The sequence below is a fragment of the Campylobacter ureolyticus genome, assembly GCF_027277485.1.
Classification (GTDB): Bacteria; Campylobacterota; Campylobacteria; order Campylobacterales; family Campylobacteraceae; genus Campylobacter_B; species Campylobacter_B ureolyticus_B.
This window is the reverse complement of record NZ_JAPXGQ010000001.1, coordinates 50177-68389: the sequence shown is the minus strand read 5'-3', so window position 1 is coordinate 68389 and position 18213 is coordinate 50177. Positions and strand designations below refer to the sequence as shown.

The window sequence follows — 18213 nt, the reverse complement described above, 5'->3', positions numbered from 1 at the left end:
AAGAAATATAAGTGTTAAAAAAGGAATAATATGGAAAAAATAGGCGATATAATCGAGTCAATCGCAAATGAAAAAAATTTAGAGATAAAAGATGTAAAAGAAACAGTTCAAACTGCATTTATAAATACGGCTAAAAGAATGTTTGGAGAAAACTATGAATATGATGCTATTTTTAATGAGTCTTCTAAAAAAATAGATCTTTTTCAAAAAATTTTAATAGTAGCAGATAGTGAATATAAAGGTGACTCACACACAGTTTCATTAAGTGATGCTAAAAAAATAGACAATAGTGCCGAAGTAGGTGATGAATTAAGCTCGCAAATAGATATAGAAAGTTATGGTCGCACCGCATCTGCAAATTTAGCAAAAGAGCTAAACTATCACATAGACAAGCTTTTAGAAGAAAAAGCCTATGAAAAATATAGTCAAAAAGTAGATAGTTTAATTTTTGGAAATGTTGTTTTTATAGATGAGGAAGAGACTACTTATATAGAATTTGATGATTTAAGAGCTTTTATGCCTAGAAAAAACAGAATAAAAGATGAAAAATTCAAAGTAGGCGATGTTGTAAGAGCAGTTATAAGAAAAGTTTTTATAGATAAAAAAAGAGGCGTTAGAATCGAAATTTCAAGAACAAGTCCAAAATTTTTAGAAGCACTTCTAAAATCACAAGTTCCAGAAATTCAAGATGGAAGTGTTATAGTAAAAGCAAGTGCAAGAATTCCAGGACGTAGAGCAAAAGTAGCACTATCTTCCGTATCTCCAAATATTGATCCAATAGGTGCAACAGTTGGCGTAAAAGGTGTAAGAATAGATGCAGTAAGTAAAGAGATAAAAAATGAAAATATTGATGTTATAGAGTATTCAGCTCAGCCTGAAATAATGCTATCAAGGGCCATGGCACCTGCGATAATTAGCTCAGTTAGAATAGATGGCAATAAAGCAATGGTTCATTTAAACAGCGACCAAAAAAGTAAAGCCATAGGAAAAGATGGTATTAATATCCGCCTAGCTTCAATGATAACAGGACTTGAAATACAGCTTGTTGAAAATGGTAAAAAAATAGTTGATGATAGTCAGGACTTAGTAAAAGATCTAAAGTCACTTTTTGGATAAAAAATAAATTTATAAAATTCAAAAGCTGAAATTTAAAAATTTTGGCTTTTTTATGTTTTAATTTTTTAAGACTTCTGGAAAATTTTGTTTATAAATTCCTAAAATTTCTATATTTTTATAGCTGGTAATAAATGGCACGATATAGTCTTTAAATATCAAATTTCTAATATTTTCTTTATTTGTAAATTGTTTTTAGGAAGGTGGTAAGACACAAAATTGATCGTGTGGATTTTAGATTTTAGATCATTTGCAAATTTGTTGGCTCTAGTAATATTTACCTAAAGAAATAAAATCAAGTATATTTTCTAGCTCTAAATTAAATCTATTTATATATTATTACCAAACATGGCCATTTTTTGCTAGTTTTTCAGAGAGTTTATCTTTGCTTATGGATTTTAATTTTCCCTTATAGTATTTATCCAAAATACTTTCAAATTTCGCTGTATCTTCAACGTTTAATCCATCGTTTTCATCCTTAAAAAATAATGCATTTTCTTTTTTAGCTAGATTTTTATAGTTTCAACTATTTTAAAAAAATCATCATTTGTTTTTAAGGTATTGTTTGCATAGAATTTCCTTTTATAAATTTAAAATATTTTAGCGTAAAATATAAGCTTATAGTCAAAATGCAAATTAGATATTTTTTGATTAAAAGACATATATTTACTAATTAAAGACTTGTTGTGATTAAATGGAAATTCTTAAAAATTTAATTGTTATTTTGAAAGGTTAATTTTGTTTTCGTGTATTTAAAATTTTATTTTTATAAAAAGAGAGATAAAGCAAATTGTTTATGAATAGCAGATTTTAAAAAGCCCCAAGAAATCTCTTGAGGCTTTAAAGCTAGTTAAGAACTAGACTTAGAATTTTACACCTATACCACTGATAGCAACTTCACCTTTACCACTATCTGTATCTGTGTATTCCTGAGTAGTAGCATTGTATGCAGGATATTTAAACTTACCTTCTAAGATTGCATTAATTGAAGCTAAATCATATACTTTTTTACAAATTTTCTCAGCTGAACCTTTACCTTTTGTAACTGCTAAAGTAGCTGGTTTCTTTGTTTTCTCATCATAATCTGTTGCTTTAAAGTGAATGCAAGCTTTTCCAGCTGTCATTAAATCACCTTCTAGACCTTTAGCATTAGCAAGTTGAACGTTTGTCATTTCTTTAATGTCGGTTGAAAGCTTACCTTGAGAAGTATAGTATGAACCTAAGTCACTTATGATAGTAGTCATATTTGTTCCTACTTTTACTATCTCTGCGTCATCTCTTGTAGCTGCTAGTCTTGGAATAGCAACTGCTGCTAAAATACCTAAAATTACGATCACGAAGATCAACTCAATCATTGTAAAACCTTTTTTCATGGCTTTCTCCTTAAAATTTATTTCACTTTACATACCCTTATGTAAAAACCATAAAAATCACTAAAATTTAAGCTAAAATTCACACTTTTAAAAAACCAAAATAAGGAAATAAAATGCAACTTATCAACCACAACGACACAATTTATTTAGAATTTTTATCAAATTCAAAAATAATTAAAAAATCCCTAAACCTTACATATAATAAAGAAAACTTAAAATATGCACAAAGCACGCTTTTGCCAATATTTCAAAAGCTTTATTTAATTAAAATAAAATCCCCGTTAAAGCAAATTTCAAAAAGCAAACCAACGAAAAATAACTCAAAACTACTTAGTCAAATTTGCCTTAAAGTTATGCAAAATTTATCTCTTTGCTCCAAACAAACTACCATTAAATCAGCATCTTATGCATATAAAAGAATTTTTGATTTTATAAGTGATAAGGCTATTGCGTCCTACTTGCCAGATGAGCTTCAAACTGCAATTTTTAAAATGCAAAAAGCTTCTTTATCGCCCAAAACTATCCATTTAATAATCTCGTATTTAAATCTTGCCTTTAAAAAAGCTCAAGCACTTCATCTAATCACGCAAAACCCACTAACTCTTATAAAAAAGCCAAAACTTTATAAAAAACAAAAAAGCCTACCAGCCATAAACGAGATAAAAACACTTCTATCTAACGCAACTAGCGAGCTTAAACGCTTTTTATATATTGCCTTTTATACAGGTGCTAGAAGTGGTGAGATACTTGCACTAAACAGAGAAGATTTAAATTTAAAAAACTCATATATAAGTATTAATAAAAACAAAACGCGTTATGAACTCACAAGTCCAAAAAATGGAAACCAAAGAGTAGTCTTAATCCCAAAAAAGTTAAAAGATTTTTTAAAAATAGATCTTTTAAATTTAAAAAGCGATACACTTTTTACAAAGGATTATTTTCAAATTTATTATGAATTTAAAAAACTTCTTAAAAAGCTTAAATTTAGGAGTTTTGGTTTGCATATAACAAGGCATTATTACACTACAATTTTACTTAAAAACAACATTTCTCCAATTTTTATAGCAAAAAATTTAGGTCACTCAAACTTAACTCAAATCCACCAAACATACTCGCACTATTTTTTTGATAAAAAAGAGATTTTAGCACTTGAAAAAGTTATGAATTTTTAAAAATTTTTGTAAACTTTAAATAAATAAAAAATTTTATAATACCTATTTATGGCATTTTAAAGCTAAAATTTGCATTTAGATTAAAAATGTGCTACAATTCTTTCAACATTTTACATAAGGGTATGTAAAGTGAAATAAAATTTAAGGAGAAAGCCATGAAAAAAGGTTTTACAATGATTGAGTTGATCTTCGTGATCGTAATTTTAGGTATTTTAGCAGCAGTTGCTATCCCAAGACTAGCAGCTACAAGAGATGACGCAGAGATTGCAAAAGCTGTAACTAATATTAATACATTAGTTTCAGATGTTGGTTCATACTATACTTCACAAGGACAATTTGCAGCAAACTTAGCTGATATGACAAATGTTCAACTAGTAACTCCTACTGGCTTAACATCAGCTATGAATGCTGGTGGTCAACCTTGCATTAGTGTAACATTGGTTCCAGATGTTCCTGCTACTGGTGCTACTGGTACTGTTCCAGCTTATATTACAGTAGCAAATGGCACAAATACAACTGGTTTATGTGCTAAGATACAAGCTGATCCAGCATTTACTGCATTAACTAGTGCTACAGCTAGCTATATAGATAATGCTACTGGTGCATCAGCAACTGTTCCTGGATTAATCGTAAGCGGTATTCCAGTAGTTAGATAAGTTTATTATCTAAACTTTTAAAGCCTCGAGAGATTTCTCGGGGCTTTCTTAAATTTAAACTAAAATATTAAAACTTTCGAATACTAATTAATTACTTTTATTATAAATAAAAACTTGTTAAATTTAATAGTTGTTTTAAACAATGAAAATCTTTAAAATTTTGTCACAAAATACTAAGATAAAATATTTATTTATGAAATTAGTCTGTAATAGCAAAAATTAAATAAAGTAAAAATTTAAAATACTTTGAAAGATATATGATATTTATATTTTTTAATTGATTAATTAAAAAAACCTCGAGAAAGCTCCCGAGGTTTTAAAGCTAGTTAAGAACTAGACTTAGAATTTTACACCTATACCACTGATAGCAACTTCACCTTTACCACTATCTGTATCTGTGTATTCCTGAGTAGTAGCATTGTATGCAGGATATTTAAACTTACCTTCTAAGATTGCATTAATTGAAGCTAAATCATATACTTTTTTACAAATTTTCTCAGCTGAACCTTTACCTTTTGTAACTGCTAAAGTAGCTGGTTTCTTTGTTTTCTCATCATAATCTGTTGCTTTAAAGTGAATGCAAGCTTTTCCAGCTGTCATTAAATCACCTTCTAGACCTTTAGCATTAGCAAGTTGAACGTTTGTCATTTCTTTAATGTCGGTTGAAAGCTTACCTTGAGAAGTATAGTATGAACCTAAGTCACTTATGATAGTAGTCATATTTGTTCCTACTTTTACTATCTCTGCGTCATCTCTTGTAGCTGCTAGTCTTGGAATAGCAACTGCTGCTAAAATACCTAAAATTACGATCACGAAGATCAACTCAATCATTGTAAAACCTTTTTTCATGGCTTTCTCCTTAAATTTTATTTCACTTTACATACCCTTATGTAAAAAATAAAATTTAAATATAAATTTTAATAGACTTTGATATAATAAACTTAAAGATAAGGAGATGAAATGCAAGCTATGATAAAATTTTCATTTGAATTGCCAAGTGATGAAAAAGATCTTATCGATATAGCAAATTTATTTTTAGAAAAAGCTAAAAAATTTAAAACTTTATCTAATGATAGCCCAACAAGTAAAAAGATAAACAATAGATTAGAATTTGCAAAAAAACATAGACATAAGATATCAGGTAGTGGTGATGAGTACGAATATAATTTATATTTAGAAAAAAAATATGGCAAATAAAAAACTATTTTTAGATACAAATATCTTACTTGATGAGCTTTTTGAAGATAGAGTTTTTAGCAAAGCAACAGCAAAAAAGATAGATAGTTTTATAAAAGACTTTTACAAAACTGATCTTTTTGAAGTTTATGAGATAAAAAATAAAGACATTTTAGAAGCAATTAATATGCTGGAAGAAAACAAAAAGCTGATTTTGAAGATTTGCAACAATATATTTGCGCTAAAAACACCAACTCAAGCGCAATAATAACAAATGACGAAAACTTTCCAAAAATTAAATTACCAATTATAAGAACTAAAATCTAATTTAACTAAAATTTCATCTAAAAAGTTTAAATTTACTTAAATATAATCAACTTTTAATTTAAAGTTAAGATATTTTTAGCTAAACTAACTTAAATAAATTTTAAGTTTAAAAAGGAATTTAAGATGAAAATTAGTGCTAGAAATATACTTAAATGTAAAGTAGAGAGTTTAACTCCTGGAGCTGTTAATGAAGAAGTTGTTTTAAAGCTATCAAATGGTGCAAAGATAACATCTATCATCACAAAAAATTCAGCTTTAAATCTAAATTTAAAACCAAATGATGAAGTTTTTGCCATTATTAAATCAAGCTCGATAATGTTTGGTTTGGGTGAGCTTAAAATCAGTGCTAGAAACGTATTAAAAGGAAAAATTGTTTCAATTAAAAAAGGCGAAGTTAATGCAGAAGTTTGCCTTGATTTAGGTGATGGTGAGATAATTACAGGAATTATTACCTTAAACTCAGTTAAAAAACTTGATTTAAAAGTAGGCAATGAGGCAAGTGCTGTTATAAAATCAAGCGAAGTTATGGTTGGTGTGGAGTAAAATATAATTGGTTTATTTGTAAATTTTGCAAAATTACTTATAAATTTTAATATCTAATAAGAAAGGATAGAGATGAAAAAATTTTTAGTGTTAGCTTTTAGTGTTTGTATTTTGAGTGCAGCTGAGATTAAAATAGCTGCTGCGGCAAATATCGGCTATGTTTTTGAGGAACTAAAAACAGAGTTTTTAAAAGATAGAAAAGGCGATAATGTTGTAGCAGATCTTGGAAGTAGTGGTCAGCTTAGTGCAAAAATTCAAGCAGGTGCGGACTATGCTATTTTTATGGCGGCAAATATGAAATTTGCAAATGACTTGAATGAAAAAGGTTTTAGTGCAAGTGGCCAAGCGGTTCCTTATACAAGAGGTGTTTTAGTTGCATTTAGTGATAAAAAAAGAGATTTAAGCGATGTTATGAATCTTTTAAAAGATAAAAGTATAGAAAAAATCTCAGTTGGCAATACAAAAACCGCACCTTATGGAATTGCAGCAAAAGAGGCATTTGAAAATGCTGGAATTTACAATGATATAGAGAAAAAACTTGTCTATGCACAAAGTATATCAGGTGTTATGCCACATGTTATTTCAGGTGCAGCTGATATTGGCTTTATCCCAAAATCAGGCTTGGTGGGAAAAGATAAGTATAAAAAAGATGAAAATTTCGTAGAGGTTGATAGAGCACTTTATACACCACTTGATCAAGGTATGATTTTATTAAAAGGGCATGAAAACGATAAGTTGGCAAAAGAGTTTTTTAAATTTATCCAAAGCGATAGAGCAAAAGCTATATTTGCCGAGTTTGGCTACGAATAAAAATGAATAAAATAAAAGCAAAAGTTACCAAGATAAAAGAGTGTGGGGATTTATCTCACCTCTTTTTAGATACTTGCATAGGAAGTCTTAGTCTTGTAATGTTAAGCGCTGATTTTGATATAGGTGATGAGATTGAGATAGGCTTTAAAGAAAGCGTTGTTGCAGTTTTAGTCGGTAAATGCGATACTTTAAGCTATTCAAATCAAATAAAAGTAATTATAAATTTGGTTGAAATTGGTGACATTTTAACTAAAATTTGTGGCATTTACAAAAACAGTAATGTTGAGATAATAAGTTTAATAACTACAAACTCAGCCAAAAGACTAAATTTAAAAAGTGGCGATGAGGCTACTTTTTTAGTAAAAGCAACAGATATGTTTGTGGTGTGAGCTAATGAGATTTAAAAGTTTAAATTCAAGGATAAAATTATGCAAGGGTTAGATTTTACTCCTTTTATAGTTTCTTTAAAATTAGCTTTGATCACAACCATAGTGCTTTTTTTCGTGGTTCTTCCTTTTGCTTGGAATTTAAGCCAAAGTAAAAGTAAATTTAAGCCACTTATTCAAAGTATTTGTGCGTTGCCACTAGTTTTGCCACCTACGGTTATGGGCTTTTACATCCTCTTTGCATTTTCAAAAAATTCCCTCATAGGTGGCTTTTTATACGAACATTTTGGAATTCAGTTAGTTTTTACTTTTTTGGGACTTGTTTTTGCAAGTTGTATTTATTCACTTCCTTTTATGTTTCAACCACTTTTAAGTGGTTTTGAAAGTTTAAATAAAAATGTTATCGAAGCTTCATATTTGAGTGGAAAAAGTAAATTTACAACACTTTTTAAAGTAGCTCTGCCAAACATAAAACCATCTCTTTTGACAGCGTTAGTTGTTACTTTTGCTCACACAATTGGAGAGTTTGGTATAGTTTTGATGGTTGGGGGCGGAGTAAGCGGAGAGACTAAAGTAGCTAGCATAGCTATATATGAGTTTAGTGAAATTTTAGATTTTAAATCAGCTCATATTTATAGTTTTATAATGTTAGTTATGAGTTTTATAGTGCTTTTAAGTGTATATTTGTTTAATCAAAAGGCTAAAAAATGATAGAGTTTAGTTTAAAAAAAGAGCTTTTTGGTGTCAATGAAAATATGGAGCTTAATGTAAAAATTAGCTTTAAAAGTGGAAGTTTTATATCTTTAAGCGGAGAAAGTGGGAGTGGTAAAACAACTATTTTAAGATGCCTTGCTGGACTTGAAAAAGCAAATGGTTTTATAAAAGTTGATAATGAAATTTGGCAAGATGAAAAGATATTTTTAAGCCCACAAAAAAGAAGAATTGGCTTTGTTTTTCAAGATTATGCCTTATTTGAGAATTTAAGCGTAAAAGATAATTTTTTGTTTGTAGAAAAAGATATAAATCATTGCAATAAGCTTTTAGATATGTTGGGGCTTATGAGTTTAAAAGATAGATATCCTACAAATTTAAGTGGAGGACAAAAGCAACGCGTTGCGCTTGGTAGGGCAATGATGAGAAAGCCTAAGCTTTTGCTTCTTGATGAGCCACTTTCAGCACTTGATCCACATCTTAGAGCTAGACTTCAAGATGAAATTTCAAAAATTCAAGATTTGTTTAAAACAACCACTATTTTAGTAAGCCATGATCCAAATGAAATTTATAAACTTGCAAATTATATGTTTGTTTTAAAAAATGGAAAAATCATTAAAAAGGGCACTCCAAAAGAAATTTTACTAAAAACAAGTGGAAGTCAAAAATTTGCATTTTCAGGTACCCTGTTAAATCTAGAAAAAATTGATACAATTTTTATAGCCACTGTTTCAGTTGGTCAGCAAATTACACAAGTTGCATTAGCAAGTGATCTTGGACTTAAAATTGGAGATGAAATAACAATAAGCTCAAAAGCATTTAATCTAAATATAAGTAAGACTTTTGAAAAGCAAGATGTTTTGTAAGAAGTATTTATAAAATTTTGGTAAATTTATATAAAATTTTGAAAAAAGGAATAAAAATGAAAAGATTATTAGTTGTTGTTGATTTTCAAAATGATTTTGTTTGTGGAAGTTTGGGCTTTGAAAAGGCTAAAGAGTTAGAAAAAGTTATATTAGAAAAAATAAATGAGTATAAAAATGATGATATTATTTTTACTTTAGATACTCATGAGGATGATTATTTAAGCACAATTGAAGGTGAGTATCTTCCTATAAAACACTGCGTAAAAGGCACTTTTGGGCATGAAATTTATGGAGAGATAAAAGAAATTTCTAAAAACTATCCCTGTATTGAGAAAGAAACTTTTGCCTCAAAAGAACTTTTGCATTTTATAGAAAATAAACCTTTTACTTATGAAAGTATTGAAATTTGTGGTCTTGTAAGTGATATTTGCGTGATATCAAATGCAATTATTGCAAAAGCTGCAAGTCCAAAAAGTAAAATTTTAGTTGATAAAAAAGCTACATCATCAGCAAATTTGAAAATGCAAGAGATGGCTTTTAAAGTGATGCAAAATTTACATATAGAGGTAATATAAATTTATCAAATTTAGTAGTAAGAATTTTTAAATTTTAAGACATAAATCCATTTAGATTATGTCTTATTGGACCTTTTCCATTTCCTAGTTTTGGAGCAAATTTTATAGCATTATAAATGTAGTTTTTAGCCAATAAAATCGCTTCTTCTATATTTTTTCCAAGAGCTAAATTTGCAGCAATTGCAGTTGAAAACGAACACCCTGTCCCATGTAGGTTTGTACTATCTATAAATTTAGTTTTAAATTCTTTAATTAAACCATTTTTATAATAAAGCTTATCTATGCTTAAATCATTATCTTTAATATTTTTTATAACTGTATTGCATGGTATTTGAAATTCCAACTTGTTGTTAAAATCTTGTTCAAAAAGCTTCTTTGCCTCATGTAGATTTGGTGTTAAAATTGTTGTAAATTTAAAAAGCTTTTTTAAATGAGTTATGTTTTCATCACTCATTAGCTTTGAACCAGCTTTTGAGATAAAAACAGGATCTAATACAATAGGAATTTTAAGATCTTTTATAAACTCATAGGTTAGATCAATTACATCTTTATTTGAGAGCATTCCTATTTTAACGGCATTTATTTTAAAATCTTTTGTAATAGCATCTAGTTGTTTTTGTATAAAATCAGTAGGTATATCAAAAACGGCTTCTACTCCAAGGCTGTTTTGAGCTGTAACTGCTGTGATAGCTGTTGTGCTAAAAACTTTAAAATATTCAGCTGTTTTAATATCTGCTTGGATGCCTGCTCCACCACCACTATCACTTCCTGCTATTATTAAAATAGTTTTCATAAAACCCCTATAAATTATAATCAGGGCTTAAAGAAGCCCTTTCTAAATAGATTTTTTGAAGTTTTGCGTTTTCTTCTTCAAGTCTTATAATGTCTTTATAAAGAAAAGCTTTTTGGCTTTGGAGATTTTTTAAAACTATATAAGAACGATTGCCAAATAGTCCATCTCCTATATGAATACCAAGTACTATCACTAAAATAACGGCTACAAATACCTTGCAAATAAGTTTAATTTTATAAAATTTCATAAAATTTTAAATTTTATCTCCTAGATATTCATCTGTTATCTCTTCGATATCAAGCAGGCGGTTATATTTAGCATTTCTTTCGCTTCTTGCTGTTGCGCCTGTTTTTATCTGGCCTGCATTTACAGCTACTGCAAGATCAGCTATAAAGCTATCCTCACTTTCACCACTTCTATGGCTTATAATGGTCTTATAACCATTTCTATGGGCTAATCTTATGGCCTTTAGAGTTTGAGTTAAAGTGCCAATTTGATTTGGTTTTATTAATATTGCATTTGCAACACCATCTTCTATACCTTTTCTTAGAATCTCTTCATTTGTTACAAATAGATCATCTCCAACAAGTTGAACTTTATCTCCAAGTTTTTTAGTAAGTTTTTTCCAACCTTCCCAATCATCTTCATCAAGTGCATCTTCTATAGAGTAAATCGGATATTTTTTACATAAATCTTCATATCTACTTATTAATTCATCTGATGTAAATTTTTTATTTTCTAAGTGGTAAAAACCATCTTTAAAAAGTTCACTTGAGGCAACATCAAGAGCTATTTTTATCTCTTTTCCAGGCTCATAGCCTGATTTTTTAATAGCTTCTAGTATTAATTTAATAGGCTCTTCATTGTCTTTTAAATTTGGAGCAAATCCTCCCTCATCACCAACTGCAGTACTGTGTCCAAGATCATTAAGTAGTTTTTTCAAATTTTGATAAATTTCAGCAGCAGCTCTTAGGGCATCATTAAAAGTTTTAAATCCAAAAGGCATTATCATAAATTCTTGAAAATCAACACTATTATTTGCATGAGCTCCACCATTTATGATATTAAACATTGGAGTTGGTAAAATACTAGCATTTACACCACCTAAGTATCTATAAAGTGGTAAATCTAAGCTTTTTGCCGCTGCTTTTGCTACGGCCATAGATACACCTAAAGTTGCATTTGCTCCTAGTTTTGAGTAATTTTTTGTAGCATCTAGTTCAAGTAAAACTGAATCTAAAAACTCTTGATCAAAAGGATCAAGTCCTATAATGCCATCAGCAATTGTAGTCTTAACATTTTCACACGCTTTTAAAACACCTTTGCCGCCAAATCTTTTTTTATCACCATCTCTTAATTCAAGCGCTTCTTTTTTACCTGTGCTTGCACCACTTGGCACGATTGCATCGGCTTTTGTTCCATCGCTTAGGTAAATACTTACTTTGACAGTTGGATTTCCCCTGCTATCTAAAACTTCGTTTGCGTAAACATCACTTATACTAATCATCATTTTGCTCCTGTATTTCGTCATCATCGCCACTTGATAGAATTCCTTGTTCTCCCAAGTGTTCTAAAATTTGATTTTCTATCTCTTTTGAAATTTCTGGATTTTGTAGTAAGAAATTTCTTGCGTTCTCTCTTCCTTGACCGAGTTTATCGGCTTTATAGCTAAACCAAGCACCACTTTTGTCAATGATGTCAAGCTTTACACCATAATCAATTATTTCACCAGTTTTGCTAATTCCCTCACCAAACATTATGTCAAATTCAGCCTGTTTAAATGGTGGAGCTACTTTATTTTTTGCAACTTTTACTCTTACTCTGTTTCCTATACTTTGATCATTTTGTTTTAAAGTTGCTATTCTTCTTACATCAAGTCTTACAGATGAGTAGAATTTAAGTGCATTTCCGCCTGTCGTAGTTTCTGGTGAACCATAGCCTACCATTCCTATTTTCATTCTAATTTGATTTATAAATACAACAGTTGTGCCCATTTTATGCACAACTCCAGCAAGCTTTCTAAGGGCTTGAGACATAAGTCTTGCTTGAAGTCCAACATGAGTATCGCCCATATCTCCTTCAATTTCAGTCTTTGGAGTAAGTGCTGCGACACTATCAACAATGATCAAATCAACAGCGCCACTTCTTGCTAGTGTTTCAACTATATCTAGGGCTTGCTCACCAAAATCAGGCTGTGAAACATATAAATTTTCAGTATCTACGCCTAAATTTGCAGCATATTTTACATCAAGAGCGTGTTCTGCATCAACAAATGCACAAACTCCACCTTGTTTTTGGCACTCAGCTACAATGTGAAGTGTAAGAGTTGTTTTACCACTACTTTCTGGTCCATAAATTTCGATTATTCTACCTTTTGGAACACCACCAATTCCAAGAGCTATATCAAGTCCAAGAGATCCTGTTGAGATACTATCAATTGGCTCAACTTCTTTATCTCCAAGCCTCAGAAGTGTGCCTTTGCCAAATGATTTATCGATTTGCTTCAGGGCTAAATCAAGTGCTTTTTTCTTTTTCTCATCCATTTGTTTGCCTTTTTATTAAATTTACGTATTATAATGAAATTTTACTTTAAGGTAAGTAAAAATATATTATACTAGTTTAAAACTAATAAAGGATTTTTTTATGTTAAAAAATATATCCGTAGCACACTCTCCGGATGCAGATGATATTTTTATGTATATGGCTATTAAATTTGGCTGGGTTGATAGTGAAATTTTAAGTTTTAAAAACAAGGCCGATGATATAGAGACTTTAAATAAAGCTTCATTAAATGGCGAATATGATGTTTGTGCGATAAGTTTTAGCACTTATCCGTTGATTGTAAGTGACTATGCACTTTTAAAAACAGCGGTTAGTTTTGGTGAGGGATATGGTCCAAAACTCATAAAGAAAAAAGGAATAAAACTTAAAAAAAACTTTAAAGTTGCACTAAGTGGTGAGCATACTACAAATGCCTTACTTTTTAAAATAGCTTATCCAGATGCTAGACCGGTTTATAAAAACTTTTTAGAGATTGAAAATGCAGTTTTAAATGGTGAAGTTGATGCCGGAGTTTTGATACATGAAAGTATTTTAGAATTTAATGAAAATTTAGAAGTTGAAAGAGAAATTTGGGACATTTGGCAGGAGCTAAGAGGTGATGAAAATTTACCTTTGCCACTTGGTGGAATGGCACTTAGAAGAAGTTTGCCTTTAACAGATGCCATAGAGTGTCAAAGAGTTTTAACAAAGGCGGTTGAAATTGCCACAAAGCATAAAACTCTTTTAAGCAAAATGCTGATTGAACGCAATTTGGTTAGAGTTGATGATAAAAAGCTAGATAAATATCTGAATTTATATGCAAATGATACTTCAGTTTCAATGAGTGAAATTCAGTTAAAAGCTGTAAATAAACTATTTGAGATAGGCTATAAGTACGGATTTTATAAAGAAAAAGTTGATGCATTTGCTTCGCTAATACCAACTGAATATAGAGATTTTAGATTTTGCTAGTTAAAAAAATTGACTTTAGTAAATTTAGTTCTATTAAAATAGGTGGAGTTTTTAAAGTAGAAGTTTTAAGTGGAGATTTTGATGAGTTTAATGGAGTTATAATTGGTGGTGCAAATAACATTTTAATCTCACAAAATCCACCAAGGTTAGGTATTTTAAGCAGCGAATTTGATTACATTCAATTTGATGGTGAAATTTTAGAAATTGGTGCCTTGACAAAAAGTGCTAAAATTTACAATTTTGCAAAAAAAAATAACTTAGCAAATTTTGAGTTTCTAAAAGGAATTCCTGGAACATTAGGTGGATTAATAACCATGAATGCCGGACTTTTAGGATATGAAATTTCTAATAATTTAATAAGTGTTTTGACAAATTTTAGTGAGTTTAAAAAAGATGAATTAGAATTTTCTTATCGAAAAAGCAAGATAAAAGGCGTTATAAAAAGTGCCAAATTTAGAATTTTAAAAGGCTTTGATGAGAATTTAAGCGTTGAAATTTCAAAAAAAAGAGCAAATCAACCGCGTGGAAATAGTTTTGGAAGTTGTTTTAAAAATCCAGTAGGATTAAGCGCTGGTAAATTAATCGATGAATGTGGTTTAAAAGGCTATAAAATCGGAAACTGTGGGTTTAGCCAAGAGCATGCAAATTTTCTTATTAACTATGGTGGTGGCACATTTGATGAGGTTTTATATTTGATAAATTTAGCTAAAAAAAGAGTTTTTGAAAACTTTGGTGTAAATTTGGAAACTGAGGTTGTGATATTGTGAAAAAGATAGTGCTTTTAATTTTTCTAACTCTAAATTTAAATGCTTTTACTTACGATGAACTTAAAAGTTTATATTTTGAAGATATTAATTGTTCCAAATATGAGTTTAGAAAAAGCAGTCATAAATTTAGCGTAGATGATTTAAATAAAGCTATTGAAAATAATGATGAGAACAGAATTTTGGAGATTTTGGGAAGTAATAGATCACTTAGTTTTAAAAACGATATCAAAGGCATTAGTCCTCTTACGGAAAACTACAGAACTACAAATAATATCTTGATAGAAGATATGCTTTTTTGCGCCGATGAAAGAGTCTTTAAATTTGGTATTTATGCAGCTTTTGTTATAAATAATAAAAACATAAGCGAGAGTAAAACTATTGAGATTTTAAATCAGCTTTTTGATGAGGGTTTGGGTAAAGAGACAATTTTTTTCTACGAGGATAATGGGCTTTTAAATTTGGCTTTAGCAAATAATGAAATTAAAGTTTTTGAGTATCTGCTTGATAAAAATTGCTCTATATATGATCGCCTTGGAATGGATATTTGGTTTTGTTTTACCAAGATTTTTAGAGATGAAAATATAGCCTTAAATATCAAAACTCCACGCTCAAAAGAGCTTATAAATCTACTAAACTCACAAAAATATAAAACACACTGCGCTTTTTGGCTAAATTTAACTGAAAAAGTAGTCGAAAAAGGACTTAATCCTAATAATTTAAACTACCTATATATGACATTTAAATATTTGGGTGATCAAAATTCTATGAAAAAACTTCAAAATTTAGGATATAAAAACGATGTCAAATAAAAGCATAAAAAAATCAAATGAATTAAAATATCTTCAAACTCAAAGGCAAAAATTAGTCTCACAAAGAGAAATTTTAAAAAAGGTTACAAAAGAAAAACAAGATGAATTAACAAGTCTAAATTCAAAGATAAAAAATATTGACGAAAGGCTTGAAAAATTAATTTCTGGTAATGAGATAATTTTCAGTGAGCATGCAATTTTACGCTATATTGAGCGAGTTTTAGGTATAAATTTAACTGATATTAAAGCTAAAATTTTAACTGAGTCAGAAAAAGATGAATGTATGCAAATGGGTGGAAATTTAACTTATAAAAAGGAAGATTTTACAGTAAAAATTCAAGATTTTGTAGTCACAACAGTTTTTAAAGAATAGTTTTTTAAATCTAGCTAGCTGCTAAAAGCTTGAAAAAACTTTAAAAAGTGGCATTATTATTAGATTTTTCTTTTGCAAGAATTTCATCAATTTTTTTTAAAATTTGCTCTTTTAAATGAATGCTATTTTTATCAATCGCAATGAATGGTGAGTTTAGGAGCTTTTTGCCATTATAAAGCGGCTTTTTTTTAGTCTTTAAGTCAAGTATTATTCCGCCGCTTTGCACAACTAAAAAATCTCCCGCTGCAATATCCCAAAGATAGCTGTCTCCAAAGCGTGGATAAAGCAAAGCTTGGCTTTTTGCAATTTGGCAAAACTTAATTGCTGAGCCAACTCTTTTGAAGCTGAGTCCAAAATTCTTTGCTAAAGCTATGCGTCTTTTTCCCATTCCACTTCTTCCAAGTAGAAGTACATTTGGAGTTATATAGTTTGAATTTGGTTTTATAAGTTCATCATTTATAAATACCTTATTGTCTCCAGCACTATAAAACAGTTCATTTTTAGTTGGTATAAAAATTACAGATAAAATTGGACGAGAGTTTTTTATAAGTGCGATACAGACACAAAACTCACCATTTTTTGCGATAAAATCACGTGTTCCGTCTAATGGATCAACAAGCCAAAAAGTGTCATTTTCTCCCATTTTATCTGCTTCTAAAATACTTTCTTCAGAACAAATTTCAATCCCAGTTTTTCCTAAAATTTTAAAAATAGCTTCATTTGCAGCAAGGTCAGCTGAAGTTAACGGAGAGTTATCAGGTTTTTTAATAACCTTGTAATCATTGTAGTGTTTTAGTATTTCTTTTCCAGCATTTAATGCAGCAATTTTAGCTAGGTTTAAAAGCTCATTCATGCTTTTTCCTAGCTTTTAATTGCGTTAAATTTACAAATTTATTCAAAATTACTGTTTTCCTGAATATTCAATTTTTGTTTTTTGTAAATTTTCATGATGAGTTTTTAAAGCATCTGTCTCGCCTAAGTATAGCTGTCTTGGACGAACAATCTTACTTGTTTGTTCTTTTAATTCCATCCATTGAGCCATCCATCCAGGTGCTCTACCGATAACAAACATAACTGCAAACATATCGGTTGGAATTTTTAATGCCCTTAAGATAAGACCTGAGTTAAAATCAACGTTTGGATATAAATTTCTACTTACAAAATATTCATCTTCAAGCGCAATTTTTTCTATCCTATTGGCAATTTTAATTAAATTTGAGTCGATGTCAAGCTCATTCATCAATTTATCTCTTAAGCCTTTTAAAACCTTGGCCCTTGGATCATAGCTTTTATAAACTCTATGACCAAAGCCCATTAATCTAAATGGATCATTTTTATCTTTGGCTCTTTTTATATATTTATCCACATTGTCAACACTTCCAATGGCTTCAAGCTGTCTTATAACACTTTCATTTGCTCCTCCATGAGCGTGTCCCCAAAGAGCACCAATGCCCGCACTTATACAAGAATATGGATGAGAATGAGTTGATGCAACTGTTCTAACTGTCGTAGTTGAAGCATTTTGTTCATGATCTGCATGAAGCATTAAAACTGTATCTAAAGCTTTTACTTCTATTGGTTTTATATCAACATGTGAGTGCGGAAAGGCTCTCATCATATAAAGGAAATTTTCTGTAAAACCACGATCTAGATCTGGATAGATAAGTGGATATCCCATTGCGTGACGGTGATAAAATGCTGCTAATGTTGGCATTTTAGCTACAAGTCTTTCAGCTAATTCCATATATTCATCTGGATCATCATAGTTCATATCTCTTTTATAATATGTGCTAAGTGTTGCTATACAGGCTTGTAAAACTGCCATAGGATGGGCTTTGTCAGGAAATGCATCAAATAAAGCTATCATTCTTTCATTTATAAAAGATTTTGTTTTTAGTTTTTTTCTAAAAGCATTAAGTTCATCTTCGTTAGGAAGTTTTTTATGCAAAAGAAGATGAATTACATCTAAAAAAAGTTTGTTTTCAGCAAGCCATGCAATATCGTATCCACGGTGTTTTAAAATGCCTTTTTCTCCATCTATAAATGTTATTTCTGAGCTACACATTGCAGTTGAAGTATAGCCTTTATCAAATGTAAAAAGCCCTGTTTTTTTATATAAATCTGAAATGTCTATAACTGATGGACCAAGCGTGCCATCAAGGACATTAAATTCATAGCTTTTACCATTTCTATTGTCAGTTAGTGTTACGGTATTTGACATCCTTGCTCCTTAAATTTAATTTTGTAAAT

The 18213-nt window shown here is 29.8% G+C and carries 23 protein-coding genes; 15 read left to right on the top strand and 8 right to left on the bottom strand.

Going from position 1 to position 18213, the window contains the following annotated elements; all coding sequences use genetic code 11:
• The first annotated feature begins 30 nt into the window (after window positions 1-30).
• Complete coding sequence (nusA, locus tag O6B72_RS00350) at window positions 31-1116, top strand: transcription termination factor NusA (RefSeq protein ID WP_269491906.1); 1086 nt, start codon at window positions 31-33, stop codon at window positions 1114-1116.
• 860 nt (window positions 1117-1976) lie between these two features.
• Here nusA and O6B72_RS00345 read toward each other — a convergent pair.
• Window positions 1977-2486: a type II secretion system protein gene (locus O6B72_RS00345; RefSeq protein ID WP_114675097.1), complete on the bottom strand. Its 510-nt coding sequence runs from the start codon at window positions 2484-2486 to the stop codon at window positions 1977-1979.
• A gap of 113 nt (window positions 2487-2599) precedes the next feature.
• On the opposite strand from O6B72_RS00345, the gene O6B72_RS00340 reads away from it, so the two are divergent.
• Both O6B72_RS00340 and O6B72_RS00335 read left to right on the top strand, forming a co-directional pair.
• Window positions 2600-3658 (top strand): tyrosine-type recombinase/integrase, encoded by a 1059-nt coding sequence (locus O6B72_RS00340; protein ID WP_114675098.1) that lies wholly within the window; start codon window positions 2600-2602, stop codon window positions 3656-3658.
• Window positions 3659-3813: 155 nt separating this feature from the next.
• Entirely contained in the window at window positions 3814-4314 is a 501-nt protein-coding gene (locus O6B72_RS00335) for a type II secretion system protein (protein ID WP_269491904.1), read from the top strand.
• Between the two features lie 339 nt (window positions 4315-4653).
• On the opposite strand, the gene O6B72_RS00330 is transcribed toward O6B72_RS00335, so the two are convergent.
• Window positions 4654-5163: a type II secretion system protein gene (locus O6B72_RS00330; RefSeq protein WP_114675097.1), complete on the bottom strand. Its 510-nt coding sequence runs from the start codon at window positions 5161-5163 to the stop codon at window positions 4654-4656.
• A 111-nt stretch (window positions 5164-5274) separates the two neighbouring features.
• Between O6B72_RS00330 and O6B72_RS00325 the strand changes: the two genes are divergently transcribed.
• The 8 genes from O6B72_RS00325 to O6B72_RS00290 all read left to right on the top strand — a co-directional run bounded on the left by O6B72_RS00325 (window position 5275) and on the right by O6B72_RS00290 (window position 9708).
• Window positions 5275-5511, top strand: coding sequence for a hypothetical protein (locus O6B72_RS00325; RefSeq protein ID WP_114675024.1), 237 nt, complete (start codon window positions 5275-5277; stop codon window positions 5509-5511).
• Window positions 5501-5758, top strand: a complete 258-nt coding sequence (locus tag O6B72_RS00320; RefSeq protein WP_114675023.1) for a hypothetical protein — start codon at window positions 5501-5503, stop codon at window positions 5756-5758. The genes O6B72_RS00325 and O6B72_RS00320 overlap by 11 nt, the downstream gene beginning before the upstream one ends.
• A 182-nt stretch (window positions 5759-5940) precedes the next feature.
• On the top strand, window positions 5941-6360 hold the full coding sequence (locus O6B72_RS00315; protein ID WP_114675022.1) for a TOBE domain-containing protein: 420 nt from the start codon (window positions 5941-5943) through the stop codon (window positions 6358-6360).
• Window positions 6361-6432: 72 nt separating this feature from the next.
• Window positions 6433-7170, top strand: a complete 738-nt coding sequence (gene modA, locus O6B72_RS00310; protein WP_114675100.1) for a molybdate ABC transporter substrate-binding protein — start codon at window positions 6433-6435, stop codon at window positions 7168-7170.
• A gap of 2 nt (window positions 7171-7172) precedes the next feature.
• The gene (locus O6B72_RS00305) at window positions 7173-7559 is read left to right on the top strand and encodes a TOBE domain-containing protein (RefSeq protein WP_114675021.1); all 387 of its coding nucleotides are present in this window, start codon (window positions 7173-7175) and stop codon (window positions 7557-7559) included.
• Window positions 7560-7598: 39 nt separating this feature from the next.
• Entirely contained in the window at window positions 7599-8267 is a 669-nt protein-coding gene (modB, locus tag O6B72_RS00300; RefSeq protein ID WP_114675101.1) for a molybdate ABC transporter permease subunit, read from the top strand.
• Window positions 8264-9133 (top strand): sulfate/molybdate ABC transporter ATP-binding protein, encoded by an 870-nt coding sequence (locus tag O6B72_RS00295; RefSeq protein WP_114675102.1) that lies wholly within the window; start codon window positions 8264-8266, stop codon window positions 9131-9133. Before modB ends, O6B72_RS00295 begins: the two co-directional genes overlap by 4 nt.
• A gap of 56 nt (window positions 9134-9189) precedes the next feature.
• Complete coding sequence (locus O6B72_RS00290) at window positions 9190-9708, top strand: cysteine hydrolase family protein (protein ID WP_269486958.1); 519 nt, start codon at window positions 9190-9192, stop codon at window positions 9706-9708.
• A 34-nt stretch (window positions 9709-9742) separates the two neighbouring features.
• On the opposite strand, the gene thiD is transcribed toward O6B72_RS00290, so the two are convergent.
• Genes thiD through recA form a run of 4 tightly spaced genes read right to left on the bottom strand, consistent with a single transcriptional unit; the run spans window position 9743 to window position 13044 of the window.
• Window positions 9743-10501, bottom strand: a complete 759-nt coding sequence (gene thiD, locus O6B72_RS00285; RefSeq protein WP_269491903.1) for a bifunctional hydroxymethylpyrimidine kinase/phosphomethylpyrimidine kinase — start codon at window positions 10499-10501, stop codon at window positions 9743-9745.
• A gap of 7 nt (window positions 10502-10508) precedes the next feature.
• The gene (locus O6B72_RS00280) at window positions 10509-10748 is read right to left on the bottom strand and encodes a hypothetical protein (RefSeq protein WP_269488646.1); all 240 of its coding nucleotides are present in this window, start codon (window positions 10746-10748) and stop codon (window positions 10509-10511) included.
• A gap of 6 nt (window positions 10749-10754) precedes the next feature.
• A complete protein-coding gene (eno, locus tag O6B72_RS00275; RefSeq protein WP_269491959.1) occupies window positions 10755-12008 on the bottom strand; it encodes a phosphopyruvate hydratase in 1254 nt (417 codons plus the stop codon).
• A complete protein-coding gene (gene recA, locus O6B72_RS00270) occupies window positions 12001-13044 on the bottom strand; it encodes a recombinase RecA (protein ID WP_114675104.1) in 1044 nt (347 codons plus the stop codon). The genes eno and recA overlap by 8 nt, the downstream gene beginning before the upstream one ends.
• A 100-nt stretch (window positions 13045-13144) precedes the next feature.
• On the opposite strand from recA, the gene O6B72_RS00265 reads away from it, so the two are divergent.
• The 4 genes from O6B72_RS00265 to O6B72_RS00250 are packed head-to-tail and all read left to right on the top strand — an operon-like array spanning window position 13145 to window position 15963.
• Window positions 13145-14014, top strand: a complete 870-nt coding sequence (locus O6B72_RS00265) for a menaquinone biosynthesis family protein (protein ID WP_269491902.1) — start codon at window positions 13145-13147, stop codon at window positions 14012-14014.
• On the top strand, window positions 14008-14781 hold the full coding sequence (locus O6B72_RS00260; protein ID WP_269491901.1) for a UDP-N-acetylmuramate dehydrogenase: 774 nt from the start codon (window positions 14008-14010) through the stop codon (window positions 14779-14781). Before O6B72_RS00265 ends, O6B72_RS00260 begins: the two co-directional genes overlap by 7 nt.
• A complete protein-coding gene (locus O6B72_RS00255) occupies window positions 14778-15590 on the top strand; it encodes a hypothetical protein (RefSeq protein ID WP_269491899.1) in 813 nt (270 codons plus the stop codon). Before O6B72_RS00260 ends, O6B72_RS00255 begins: the two co-directional genes overlap by 4 nt.
• Entirely contained in the window at window positions 15580-15963 is a 384-nt protein-coding gene (locus O6B72_RS00250; RefSeq protein ID WP_101637291.1) for a hypothetical protein, read from the top strand. The genes O6B72_RS00255 and O6B72_RS00250 overlap by 11 nt, the downstream gene beginning before the upstream one ends.
• 40 nt (window positions 15964-16003) lie before the next feature.
• On the opposite strand, the gene O6B72_RS00245 is transcribed toward O6B72_RS00250, so the two are convergent.
• Window positions 16004-16816, bottom strand: a complete 813-nt coding sequence (locus O6B72_RS00245) for a 3'(2'),5'-bisphosphate nucleotidase CysQ family protein (protein ID WP_269491898.1) — start codon at window positions 16814-16816, stop codon at window positions 16004-16006.
• A gap of 48 nt (window positions 16817-16864) precedes the next feature.
• Entirely contained in the window at window positions 16865-18184 is a 1320-nt protein-coding gene (locus O6B72_RS00240) for a citrate synthase (RefSeq protein ID WP_024962663.1), read from the bottom strand.
• Window positions 18185-18213: the final 29 nt, after the last annotated feature.